Raw genomic sequence first — 11924 nt, forward strand, 5'->3', positions numbered from 1 at the left:
GCGGGGCTTTTTGCTGGGCGCCCCGAACAGGCGACCTGCGCGACCTGACTCAGGCGTGCGCCGAGCGCAGGCCGACGGCGAACTGCTGAAGCCGCGCGATTCCGCTTTCCTCGGCGCGCCTGCACCACGCCTGCAACTCGGCAGTGAGCTGCTCGCGCGAGTGGGAGGTGTTCAGCCACATCTGGCGCAATTCCTCGCGCATGACGGCCATGGTGTCCAGCACCGGATGGGCTTCGCGCGCGGCGGCGAGCTGCGGGCGCGCGTCGGCCGGCACCCGCTCGACATCGCGGTGAAGCCAGCGGCGTGCGACCTTGAGCATCGAAAGGTCGTGCCCGCGATCGCGCAGCAGGGCGATCTCGTCCTTGCACGCGCGCCGCATCTCGCGGCCGTAGCGCGCCATCACTTCGTAGCGGTTGGCGATCAGGGCTTCGAGGGTCTTCTCGTCGGCCACCGGCCGCACGGCGCCCATGCGCAGCTTCGGCGGCACCTTCTTGACCTTGGCCCAGCCGATCTTCTGCATCAGGCTGATGTAGACCCAGCCGATGTCGAACTCGTACTTCTTGACCGAGAACTTGGCGGCCGTGGGATAGGTGTGGTGGTTGTTGTGCAGCTCTTCGCCACCGATCAGCACGCCCCAGGGGGAGATGTTGGTGCTGGCATCAGGCGCCTCGAAGTTGCGGTAGCCCCAGTAGTGGCCGATGCCGTTGATGACACCGGCGGCCGTCACGGGAATCCAGAGCATCTGCACCGCCCAGACCGACAGGCCGATGGCACCGAAGAGGGCGATGTTCAGGATCAGCATCAGGCCGACGCCCTGCCAGCTATACCGCGAGTACAGATTGCGCTCGATCCAGTCGTCGGGCGTGCCGTGGCCGAACTTGGCGACGGTGTCGCGGTTCTTGGCCTCTTCACGGTACAGCTCGGCGCCGCGCCAGAGCACGGTGTCGATGCCGCGGGTCTGGGGGCTGTGCGGGTCGTCCTCGGTTTCACACTTGGCGTGGTGCTTGCGGTGGATCGCGACCCACTCCTTGGTCACCATGCCGGTGCCGAGCCACAGCCAGAAGCGGAAGAAGTGCGACGGAATGGCACCCAGGTCCATGGCGCGGTGCGCCTGGGTGCGGTGCAGGAAGATCGTGACGCTGGCGATCGTGATGTGCGTGGTCACCAGCGTGTACAGCACGATCTGCCACCAGCTGAGGTCCCACAGGCCGTGGGCGAGGAGTTCGAGCGCCGCGTGCAGCACGGGCCATTCAGGAAGGAACATGGTGTCCAGAAGATGCAGGCAACGGCGCCTTGTCGGGTGAGACCGATTCTAGGCCCCGGGGTTCAGCTCATGCAGGGCATTTCGCTCACACCTTGGGCCTAACTTACAGCTTGTCGTACTACTTGCGAACCCAGGCCGCCGCGAAGAAGCCGTCGGTCGCGTGGCGGTGCGGCCACAACCGCAGGTACATGCCGCCCTCGCCGCTGCAGAGGTCTTCCGGCCGCTCGAGCTTGAGAGGCGCGAGCGCCTGCACCGCCGGCAAGGCGGCGAACGCGCCTTCGTGCGTGCCGAAAGCCTGTGCGATGGCCTCGTTCTCCTCGGGCATCAGACTGCAGGTGGCGTAGACCAGGCGCCCGCCTGGCTTGAGCAGCCGTGCGGCGCTGCGCAGGATCGACAACTGCAGCTGCGCCATTTCCTGGATCGACTCGGGCGACTGACGCCATTTCAGGTCGGGATTGCGGCGCAGGGTGCCCAGGCCGGAACAGGGCGCATCGACGATCACGCGGTCGATCTTGCCTGCCAGGCGCTTGATGCGCTCGTCGCGCTCATGCGCGATGGCCGCGGGGTGCACGTTCGACAAGCCGCTGCGCGCCAGCCGCGGCTTGAGCGCATCGAGCCTGTGCGCCGAGATGTCGAACGCGTACAGCCGCCCGGTGTTGCGCATGGCCGCCCCCAGGGCCAAGGTCTTGCCGCCCGCACCCGCACAGAAATCGACGACCATCTCGCCCCGGTGCGCGTCCAGCATGGCGCACAGCAGCTGTGAGCCTTCGTCCTGCACCTCGATCGCACCCCGGACGAACGCGTCCAGCCGCGTCAGCGCCGGCTTGTCCTCCAGGCGCAAGCCCCAGGGCGAGTAAGGCGTGGGCTCGCTGCGGATGCCGGCCTGCAGCAGCTCCTTGTGCATGTCCTCGCGCCGGGCACTCAGCGTGTTGACGCGCAGGTCCAACGGGGCCGGCCGGTTCAGGCTTTCGGCCAGCGCCATGAAGTCGCTGCCGAGCTGCGCCTGCAGCGGCTCGACCAGCCATTGCGGCAGGTTGTGCCGATGCCGCTCCAGCAGATCCTCCGTGCGCACCGCGTCGCACTGCTCGAGCCAGCGCCTTTCCTGCTCGGACAAGGCGCTCTTGAGGAAGTCACGCGGGCCGGCAAACCCGAGGATGGCCAGGCGGCGCTCGCGCGGGCCGCTGCCCGACGGAGCGAAGTGGTCGTAGAGCAGCTTGCGACGCAGCACGCCATAGGCCGTTTCCGCCAGGGTGGCGCGCTCGCGCGGGCCGAGGCTGCGGTGCTCGCGGAAATAGCGGGACACCACGGCGTCGGCCGGGTGTTCGAGGCGCAGCACCTGCGCCACCAGCTCGGCACAGGCGTCGAGCAATGCTTTGGGATGCATGGGAGTTCAGCCTTGCGCGAGCAGGCGCGCAATGGCGCGCGGATAGATCAGGTGTTCCTGGGTGAGCACGCGCGCGGCCAGGGTGTCGGCGCTGTCGTCGGCGAGCACCGGCACCACGGCCTGCTCGAGGATCGGGCCGAGGTCGAGCTCGGCGGTGACCTGGTGCACGGTGGCTCCGGCGACGCGGCAGCCCGCATCCAGCGCGCGCTGGTGCGTGTGCAGGCCCGGAAAGGCCGGCAGCAGCGAGGGATGGATGTTCAGAAGGCGGCCGGCATAACGCGCGACGAAGCCGGGCGTGAGGATGCGCATGAACCCCGCCAGCGCGACGAGGGTGGGGGCATGGGCGTCGATGGCCTGCGCCAGGCGCGCCTCGAAAGCTTCCCGGCTGTCGAAGCCGCGGTGATCGACCACCTCGGCCCGAATGCGCTGCTCGCGGGCGAACGCCAGCCCCCCGGCGTCCGGGCGGTTGCTGATGACCGCCGCAACGCGGGCGCCGTACCGGCCGAGCCAGTCTTCGCGGCCTGCCGCGCGCACAATGGCCGCCATGTTCGAGCCGCCGCCCGAGATCAGGATCACGATGTTCTTCATGGAACCGGCGATTATCCCCAGCGGCTTGTCGCCCCTTCGACACGCGCTTTAGCACGAGCGTGCTAGAACCGCGCCTGGCCTGGAGACCCTGATATGGATTTGGCATTCACCCCCGAAGAACAGACATTTCGCGAGGACATCCGCGCCTGGGTGCGCGAGAACCTGCCGCAGGACATTGCGCACAAGGTGCACAACAGCCTGCACCTCACGCGCGAGGACATGCAGCGCTGGGCGAAGATCCTCGGTGCCAAGGGCTGGCTCGGCTATGGCTGGCCCAAGCAATTCGGCGGCCCCGGCTGGAATGCGGTGCAGAAGCACCTGTTCGAGGAAGAGACCGCGCTGGCCGGCGCGCCGCGCATCGTGCCCTTCGGCCCCGTCATGGTGGCCCCGGTGATCATGGCCTTCGGCTCGCCCGAGCAGCACAAGCGCTTCCTGCCGGGCATCGCCTCCGGTGATGTCTGGTGGAGCCAGGGCTACTCCGAACCGGGCGCCGGCTCGGACCTGGCCTCGCTCAAGACCCGTGCCGAGCGGCGCGGCGACAAGTACATCGTCAACGGCCAGAAGACCTGGACCACGCTGGGCCAGTACGGCGAGTGGATCTTCTGCCTGGTGCGCACCGATACCTCCGGCAAACCGCAAACCGGCATCTCCTTCCTGCTGATCGACATGAAGTCGCCCGGCATCGAGGTGCGCCCGATCGTCATGCTCGATGGCGGGCGCGAGGTGAACGAGGTCTTCTTCGACAACGTCGAGGTGCCAGCCGAGAACCTGATCGGCGAGGAGAACAAGGGCTGGACCTATGCCAAGCACCTGCTCTCGCACGAGCGCACCAACATCGCCGACGTGAACCGCGCCAAGCGCGAACTCGAGCGCCTCAAGCGCATTGCCAAGGCCGAGGGCGTGTGGGACGACCTGCGCTTTCGCGACGAGATCGCGCGGCTCGAGGTCGATGTGGTCGCCCTGGAGATGCTCGTGCTGCGCGTGCTCTCGGCCGAGAAGTCGGGCAAGAACTCTCTGGACATTGCGGGCCTGCTCAAGATCCGGGGCAGCGAGATCCAGCAGCGCTACACCGAACTCATGATGCTCGCGGGCGGCGCGTTCTCCCTGCCCTTCATCCAGGAAGCCATGGAAGCCGGCTGGCAGGGCGACTTCCCCGGCGGCGCGCTCGGACTGGCTCCGCTGGCGGCGACCTACTTCAACATGCGCAAGACGACGATCTACGGCGGCTCCAACGAGGTGCAGCGCAACATCGTCGCCCAGACGGTTCTCGGCTGACGCAGCCACGCGAGGAACAGCAACATGGATTTCGATTTTTCCGACGACCAGCAACAGCTGCGCGACGCGGTGCGTCGTTGGGTGGAGCGCAGCTACACCTTCGAGCGCCGCCGCGCGGCGGTGCGTGCCGGCGGCTTCGACCGCAGCGCGTACAACGAACTCGCCGAGCTCGGTCTGGCCGGCCTGTACGTGCCTGAGGAGCACGCCGGCATGGGAATGGGCCCGGTCGAGGCGATGGTGGTGATGGAGGAGCTCGGGCGCGGCATCGTGCTGGAGCCGCTCGGCCAGACCCTGATCGCCAGCGGCGTGCTGGCCGGCTACGCGCCCGATGCGCTCAAGTCGGACTGGCTGCCCCGCATCGCGAGCGGCGAGGCCGTGGTCGTCCTCGCGCAGCAGGAGCGCGGAGCGCGCTGGCGGCTCGATGCCTGTCGCACCGAGGCCGTGCGCACCGGCGACGGCTGGGCGCTGAGCGGCACCAAGAGCATCGTCCCCGTGGGAGACCGCGCCGACGGCTATCTCGTGCCCGCGGTGACGGACGGGCGCATCGGCCTGTGGCTGGTGCCGCGAGAGGCTCCTGGCGTGCAGGCTTCGGGATACGTTACCCAGGACGGCAGCCGCGCCGGCGAACTGCAGCTGCAAGGCGCCCAGGGGATGCTGGTCGCCGAGGACGGCCTCGTGGCGCTGGAGCACGCGGTCGATATCGGCATCGCGGCGCTCTGCGCCGAGGCGGTGGGCGTGATCGACCAGACCATGCAGCTCACCGCCGAATACATGAACACGCGCAAGCAGTTCGGGGTGCCGATCGCGAGTTTCCAGGCGCTGCGCCACCGCATGGCCGACATGAAGATGCAGCAGGAGCTGGCCCGCTCGATGAGCTACTACGCCAGCCTGAAGCTCAATGCGCCGGCCGACGAGCGGCGCCGCGCGATGGCGCGCGCCAAATACCAGCTGGGTCTCGCGATGCGCTTCGTGGGCCAGAACTCGGTGCAGTTGCACGGCGGCATCGGCGTGACCGACGAATACATCGGCAGCCACTACTTCAAACGACTGACGCAGATGGAGATGACCTTCGGCGACACCCTCCACCACCTGGGTGAAGTCTCCGCCCGCATGCAGGACACCGCCGGCGTCTTCGCCTGACGGGCCCCGCGCACCCGCCCTTCGGCCGCCGTCGCTCGCCCATTGGCCGCCGTTTTCTCCACCCCCTACGAAGCCGGCCGCGTGCCGGCTTCGCCGCGAACGACACGCCCATGAACCTCCTCTCGCGTATGTCCCGCCGGCGCCTGCTGGCGGCCGCCGCTCCCCTGGTCCTTCTGGCCGCTTGCGCGACACCGGCGCTGCAAGACACCGCCCCTCCGCCGATCGTGTTCGTACACGGCAACGGCGACAGTGCCGCGCTATGGCAGACCACGCTGTGGCGCTTCGAGTCGAACGGCTGGCCGCGAGAGCGGCTGCACGCGATCGATCTGCCCTACCCGCTCGCCCGCAACGACGACACCAAGCCCCAGCCCGGGCGCACCTCCACCGCCGAGCACATGGCCTTCTTGCGTGCCGAAGTCGAGAAGGTGCTGAAGACCACTGGCGCTTCCCAGGTGGTGCTGGTGGGCAACTCGCGCGGCGGCAACGCGATACGCAACTACATCCAGAACGGCGGCGGCGCCGCCACCGTGAGCCATGCCATCCTCGGCGGCACGCCCAACCACGGCGTGCAGGCAATCAAGGGCTTCAACGAAGGCAGCGAGTTCTCGGGCACCGGCCCCTTCCTCACGGCGCTGAACGCGCCCAAGAACATGGCCGGCGACGAGGTCACGGGGCCCGTGCACTGGATGACCATCCGTTCGGATGCGAACGACAAGTTCGCGCAACCCGACGGCCGCTGGATCGGCTTGGCCGGCAAGCCCACCTTCGTCACCTCCGAAGGGCCCGCACTGTCGGGCGCGCTCAACGTGGTGATCCCGCGCATCGACCATCGGGAAACCTCCTTTTCTGCGCAGGCCTTCGACGCCACCTGGCTCTTCATCACGGGCCGCCCATCGACGACCCGGATCCGCCCCGAGGAGCGGCCGCGCCTGTCGGGAAAAGTGACCGGCCTGGGAGTCGATTCGCGCGATCCGGCCACCGGCAGTTTCAGCAACAACCTGCCCCTGCCCGGCGCCGAACTCGCCATCTACGCCGTCGATCCGCGCACGGGAGAGCGCCGCGGCGCCGCCCCGACCTACCGCACCACGGTCGGGGCCAACGGCCGTTGGGGACCCTTCGAAGCAGACTCGCAAACACCCTACGAATTCGTCGTTGCAGCCCCCGGCTACGCCACAACGCACATCTACCGCAGCCCTTTCCCGCGCGGCAGCGAGATCGTGCACCTGCGCCCCGAGCGGATCGCCGAGGCTGATCGCGGTGCGGCTGCGCTGGTCACGATGACGCGGCCGCGCGGATATCTCGACCCGGCGCGTGACCGCATGGCGCTGGACGGTGCGCCGCCGCCCGGCGTGCCGGCAGGCGCCGGCGTCGCGAGCGCCAAGCTGAAGCTGCCGACGGCGGCGCCCCGGCCGGTGGCCGCCGAGTTCAACGGCGAGCGCGTGGTCGGGCGGCCGTGGCCCGCGGCCGAGGGACACGTGACGGTGCTGGAACTGACCTACTGAACCGGACCGGAACGTCCATGAGCGCCCCGGCTGAAGCGACGGCCGGCGCCTGCCGATCCGTCAGGCGTGCAGGCGCGAGGACTTCGGCAGGTGCGCCATCAGGAACTCCATCTGGTCGGCCAGGATGCGCCGGTTGCGCAGGATGAAGTCTTCCCAGAGGCTGGGAACGTAGGGCGTGTACAGCAGCGGCATGCGCGCCTGCTCGGGCGTGCGGTTGCTCTTGCGGTGGTTGCAGGCGCGGCAGGCGGTCACCACGTTCATCCAGTGATCGCGCCCGCGCTGCGACAGCGGCACGATGTGCTCGCGCGTGAGGAAACTTTCCTCGAAGTGGCCGCCGCAGTAGGCGCAGACATTGCGGTCGCGCGCGAACAGCTTGCTGTTGGTGAGTCCGGGACGCAGGTCGAAGGGGTTGATGTTCGGCACGCCCTTAGTGCCGATGATGCTGCTCACGGCGATCACCGACTGCTCGCCGGTCATGGCGTTGTGGCCGCCACGGAAGCGCGCGATCTGCGCGCCGACTTCCCAGCGCACCTCATCGGCCGCGTAATGCAGCACGGCCTGTTCGAGCGAGATCCAGGACTGCGGAAGTCCCTGCGCCGACAGCTTCAAGACCTTCAATCAACGCCTCCTTTGCACGCGGGAGCCACTGAGCGGGATAGCGAGGACAATATACCCTGTTTCAAACACCATGCTCACACCCGGCGGCGCGGTGGGCGGGCCCTGCGCGCTATCAAAAACATATCGACACGCCGATGCAGATCTTCCGCGGCTTTCATCACCCCGGCGTCGCGCCGGCCTGTGCCCTGACCATCGGCAACTTCGACGGCGTGCACCGCGGCCACCAGGCCATGCTCGCCCTCCTCAACAGCGAAGCGCGCCACCGGGGCATCCCAAGCTGCGTGCTCACCTTCGAGCCGCACCCACGGGACTACTTCGCAGCCGCGCTGAGCCGTCCCGAGCTGGCACCTGCGCGCATCGCCACGCTGCGCGACAAGCTCACCGAGCTGGCGGCCTGCGGCGTGTCCCAGTGCGTGGTGCTGCCCTTCGACGCGAAACTCTCGAGCCAGGGCCCCCAGGAGTTCATCGAGCGGGTGCTGGTACGCGGGCTCGGCGCACGCTACGTGCTCGTAGGCGACGACTTCCGCTTCGGCGCGCGCCGCGCCGGCGACTACTCCATGCTCGACGCGGCCGGCGCCGCCTGCGGCTTCGACGTCGCTCGCATGAACAGCTACCAGGTTCACCAGCTGCGGGTGTCCAGCTCTGCCGTTCGAGAGGCCCTGGGCCGCGGCGACATGGATGCGGCAGCCGCCCTGCTCGGGCGCCCCTACAGCATCAGCGGCCACGTGGTGCACGGCCGCAAGCTCGGCCGCGAGCTCGGCTTTCGCACGCTCAACCTGCGCTTTTCCCACTGGAAACCCGCTGCGAGCGGCATCTTCGCCGTGCACGTGCACGGACTGGGCGAAGGGCCCCTGGAGGGCGTCGCCAACCTGGGCATCCGGCCCTCGCTGGACCCCCGCGACACCAATGGTGGACGCGTGCTGCTCGAAACCTTCTGCCTCGACTGGCCGCAACGGCTGGGCGACGAGGGGGCCTACGGTAAAATCGTGCGCGTGGACCTGCTGCACAAACTGCACGACGAACTCAAGTACGACGGCCTCGACCAGCTCCGGGCCGGCATCGCACGCGACTGCGTCGATGCCCGCGCGTACTTCGCGTCCACGCGCCGCCAGACCACCCGCGATCGAATTTAGCGGGCTCGGCCAGCGTTCGCCGCCCCTCGACAGGCTCAGGGCGAACGGAATCCGCGCTCGTCCACCCTGCCCCCGCCCGCCCCCCGTCTGCTCGGGCTGAGCTTGTCGAAGCCCCACGACGCCTGCCATGTCCGAATCCAAGACCGACTACCGCGCCACCCTCAATCTGCCGGATACGCCTTTCCCGATGCGCGGCGACCTGCCCCGCCGAGAGCCCGCCTGGGTCGCCGATTGGGAGGACAAGGGCCTGTACAAGCGGCTGCGCGACGCGCGCTGCGGGCGCGAGAAGTTCGTGCTGCACGACGGCCCGCCCTACGCCAACGGGCAGATCCACATGGGGCACGCGGTCAACAAGGTCCTCAAGGACATGATCGTCAAGTCGCGCCAGCTCAAGGGGCTGGACGCGGCCTACATCCCCGGCTGGGACTGCCACGGACTGCCCATCGAGAACGCCATCGAGAAGCAGTACGGGCGCAACCTGCCGCGCGACGAGATGCAGGCGAAGAGCCGCGCCTTCGCGACCGAGCAGATCGCGCTGCAGATGGCCGACTTCAAGCGCCTGGGCGTGCTCGGTGACTGGGACCACCCCTATCGCACCATGGACCCGAGCAACGAAGCCGACGAGATCCGCGCCTTCAAGCGCGTCGTCGAGCGCGGCTTCGTCTACCGCGGCCTCAAGCCGGTCTACTGGTGCTTCGACTGCGGCTCGTCGCTCGCAGAGTTTGAAATCGAGTACGCCGACAAGAAGTCCCAGACACTCGACGTGGGCTTCGAGGCCGAGGACCCTGCGGCGGTTGCCCAGGCCTTCGGGCTGGCTGCCGATGCTTCGCAGCCGTCACCGATCTACGCCGTCATCTGGACGACGACGGCCTGGACCATTCCAGCGAACCAGGCACTCAACCTCAACCCCGAAATCGTCTACGCGCTGGTCGAGACGCCGCGCGGCCGCCTGATCCTGGCCGAGTCACTGGTGGAGAAATGCCTGGCCCGCTACGGACTCGAGGGACGCGTGCTCGCGAGCGTGCCTGGCCAGCAGCTGGACGGACTGCGCTTTCGCCACCCGCTGTATGAGGTGCACGCCGGCTACCGCCGCACCGCGCCGGTCTACCTCGCCGACTACGCCACCGCAGAAGACGGCACCGGCATCGTCCATTCGTCGCCCGCCTACGGCCTGGACGACTTCAACAGCTGCGTCGCGCACGGTCTCTCGTACGACGACATCCTCAACCCGGTGCAGGGCAACGGCAGCTACGCGGCCGATTTCGCCCTCTTCGGCGGCAGCAACATCTGGAAGGCCGTTCCCGCCATCATCGACGCGCTGCGCGACGCAGGACGGCTTTTCGCCACCGAGGGCATCACCCACAGCTATCCGCATTGCTGGCGCCACAAGACGCCCGTGATCTACCGCGCTGCCGCCCAGTGGTTCATCCGCATGGACGAGGGCGAGGGCGTGTTCACCCGCGACAAGGCGCCCCAGACGCTGCGCCAGACCGCACTCGAGGCCATCGAGCAGACCAGCTTCTATCCGGAGAGCGGCAAGGCGCGCCTGCGCGACATGATCGCCGGCCGGCCTGATTGGTGCATCTCCCGCCAGCGCAGCTGGGGCGTGCCCCTGCCCTTCTTCCTGCACACGGACTCGGGCGAGCTGCACCCGCGCACCCTCGAACTCATGGACATCGCGGCCGAGATGGTGCAAGCCGGCGGCATCGAAGCGTGGAGCAAGGCGACGCCCGAGGACATCCTCGCGCGCGTCGGTGCCGCCGCCGACGCGGCCCAGTACCGCAAGAGCACGGACATCCTCGAGGTGTGGTTCGACTCCGGCACCACGCACACCACCGTGCTGCGCGGCTCGCACGCCGGCGCCGGACACGAGAACGGGCCCGAGGCCGACCTGTACCTCGAAGGCCACGACCAGCACCGCGGCTGGTTCCACTCGTCGCTGCTCACCGCCTGCGCCATGTACGGGCGCGCTCCCTACCGCGGGCTGCTCACGCACGGCTTCACGGTGGACAGCCAGGGCCGCAAGATGAGCAAGTCGCTGGGCAACGGGGTCGATCCGCAGGAGACCAGCAAGAAGCTGGGCGCCGAGATCATCCGCTTGTGGGTGGCCGCGTCCGACTACTCCGGCGACATCGCCGGGGACGACAAGATCCTCGCGCGCGTCGTGGACGCCTACCGGCGCATCCGCAACACGCTGCGCTTCCTGCTGGCCAACACCAGCGACTTCGACCCGGCACGCGACGCGGTGCCGCTGTCGGAGATGCTGGAGATCGACCGCTATGCCCTGAGCCGCGCGGCGCAGTTCCAGCTCGAGGTGCTGTCCCACTACGAGGTATACGAGTTCCACCCGGTGGTCGCGAAGCTGCAGGTGTATTGCTCGGAAGACCTGGGCGCGTTCTACCTGGACGTGCTGAAGGACCGCCTCTACACCACCGCACCCAAGTCGCACGCGCGGCGCAGCGCGCAGACGGCGCTGTGGAACATCACCCACGCCATGCTGCGCTGGATGGCTCCGTTCCTCAGCTTCACCGCCGAGGAAGCCTGGAAGCTGTTCGGCGACTCGGACTCGATCTTCTTCGAGACCTACGCCGAGATCGGCGCCCCGGACGAGGCCCTGCTCGCGCGCTGGAGCCGCCTGCGTGCGCTGCGTGAGCTGGCCAACAAGGAAGTCGAGGCCCTGCGCGAGCGCGGCGAGGTCGGCTCCTCCCTGCAGGCGCTGCTCACGATCACGGCCCCGCCGCAAGACCACGCGCTGCTCGCGAGCCTGGGCGAAGACCTGAAGTTCGTGTTCATCACCTCGGGCGTCACGCTGGCCGCGGGCGACGCGCTCGCCATCGAGGCCCGCCCCGCCACCGACGCCAAGTGCGAGCGCTGCTGGCACTGGCGCGAAGACGTCGGCCGCGACCCGGCGCACCCCACGATCTGCGGGCGCTGCGTCACCAACCTGTTCGGTGCCGGCGAGCGGCGGGAGCACGCGTGATGGCCGGCAAGAGCGCGCGCGTCGCACCCCGGGTCGGCGC

General features: G+C 68.7%; 9 protein-coding genes. 5 read left to right on the forward strand and 4 right to left on the reverse strand.

The annotated features are described in order from the left end of the window. Window positions 1-49: 49 nt before the first annotated feature. From WG922_RS04400 to purN, 3 genes are all read right to left on the reverse strand, one after another. Window positions 50-1264, reverse strand: a complete 1215-nt coding sequence (locus WG922_RS04400) for a DesA family fatty acid desaturase (RefSeq protein WP_340280946.1) — start codon at window positions 1262-1264, stop codon at window positions 50-52. Between the two features lie 118 nt (window positions 1265-1382). Continuing rightward, complete coding sequence (locus WG922_RS04405; protein ID WP_340280947.1) at window positions 1383-2648, reverse strand: RsmB/NOP family class I SAM-dependent RNA methyltransferase; 1266 nt, start codon at window positions 2646-2648, stop codon at window positions 1383-1385. A 6-nt stretch (window positions 2649-2654) separates the two neighbouring features. Next, window positions 2655-3236, reverse strand: coding sequence for a phosphoribosylglycinamide formyltransferase (gene purN / locus WG922_RS04410; protein ID WP_340280948.1), 582 nt, complete (start codon window positions 3234-3236; stop codon window positions 2655-2657). 93 nt (window positions 3237-3329) lie between these two features. On the opposite strand from purN, the gene WG922_RS04415 reads away from it, so the two are divergent. The 3 genes from WG922_RS04415 (at window position 3330) to WG922_RS04425 (ending at window position 7153) form a co-directional block, all read left to right on the forward strand. Next, entirely contained in the window at window positions 3330-4511 is a 1182-nt protein-coding gene (locus WG922_RS04415) for an acyl-CoA dehydrogenase family protein (RefSeq protein WP_340280949.1), read from the forward strand. Between the two features lie 24 nt (window positions 4512-4535). Then, window positions 4536-5651, forward strand: a complete 1116-nt coding sequence (locus WG922_RS04420) for an acyl-CoA dehydrogenase family protein (RefSeq protein ID WP_340280950.1) — start codon at window positions 4536-4538, stop codon at window positions 5649-5651. Between the two features lie 110 nt (window positions 5652-5761). Next, window positions 5762-7153 carry an alpha/beta fold hydrolase gene (locus WG922_RS04425; protein WP_340280951.1) on the forward strand — a complete coding sequence of 464 codons (1392 nt, stop codon included), beginning with the start codon at window positions 5762-5764 and terminating at the stop codon, window positions 7151-7153. A gap of 60 nt (window positions 7154-7213) precedes the next feature. On the opposite strand, the gene WG922_RS04430 is transcribed toward WG922_RS04425, so the two are convergent. Beyond that, complete coding sequence (locus WG922_RS04430; RefSeq protein ID WP_340280953.1) at window positions 7214-7771, reverse strand: HNH endonuclease; 558 nt, start codon at window positions 7769-7771, stop codon at window positions 7214-7216. 134 nt (window positions 7772-7905) lie between these two features. On the opposite strand from WG922_RS04430, the gene WG922_RS04435 reads away from it, so the two are divergent. Then, window positions 7906-8904: a bifunctional riboflavin kinase/FAD synthetase gene (locus WG922_RS04435; protein ID WP_340280954.1), complete on the forward strand. Its 999-nt coding sequence runs from the start codon at window positions 7906-7908 to the stop codon at window positions 8902-8904. Window positions 8905-9031: 127 nt separating this feature from the next. Further along, the gene (ileS, locus tag WG922_RS04440; RefSeq protein WP_340280955.1) at window positions 9032-11884 is read left to right on the forward strand and encodes an isoleucine--tRNA ligase; all 2853 of its coding nucleotides are present in this window, start codon (window positions 9032-9034) and stop codon (window positions 11882-11884) included. Window positions 11885-11924 lie beyond the last annotated feature (40 nt).

Source organism: Ramlibacter sp. AN1015 (genome assembly GCF_037726105.1).
In the GTDB taxonomy this organism is placed as follows: Bacteria; Pseudomonadota; Gammaproteobacteria; order Burkholderiales; family Burkholderiaceae_C; genus Ramlibacter.

Excerpts from the sequence above, each read along its gene's own strand:
- purN (WP_340280948.1), bottom strand. The coding sequence starts at position 3,236 with ATGAAGAACATCGTGATCCTGATCTCGGGCGGCGGCTCGAACATGGCG.
- WG922_RS04420 (WP_340280950.1), top strand. The coding sequence starts at position 4,536 with ATGGATTTCGATTTTTCCGACGACCAGCAACAGCTGCGCGACGCGGTG.
- WG922_RS04415 (WP_340280949.1), top strand. The coding sequence starts at position 3,330 with ATGGATTTGGCATTCACCCCCGAAGAACAGACATTTCGCGAGGACATC.
- WG922_RS04405 (WP_340280947.1), bottom strand. The coding sequence starts at position 2,648 with ATGCATCCCAAAGCATTGCTCGACGCCTGTGCCGAGCTGGTGGCGCAG.
- WG922_RS04435 (WP_340280954.1), top strand. The coding sequence starts at position 7,906 with ATGCAGATCTTCCGCGGCTTTCATCACCCCGGCGTCGCGCCGGCCTGT.
- ileS (WP_340280955.1), top strand. The coding sequence starts at position 9,032 with ATGTCCGAATCCAAGACCGACTACCGCGCCACCCTCAATCTGCCGGAT.
- WG922_RS04400 (WP_340280946.1), bottom strand. The coding sequence starts at position 1,264 with ATGTTCCTTCCTGAATGGCCCGTGCTGCACGCGGCGCTCGAACTCCTC.
- WG922_RS04425 (WP_340280951.1), top strand. The coding sequence starts at position 5,762 with ATGAACCTCCTCTCGCGTATGTCCCGCCGGCGCCTGCTGGCGGCCGCC.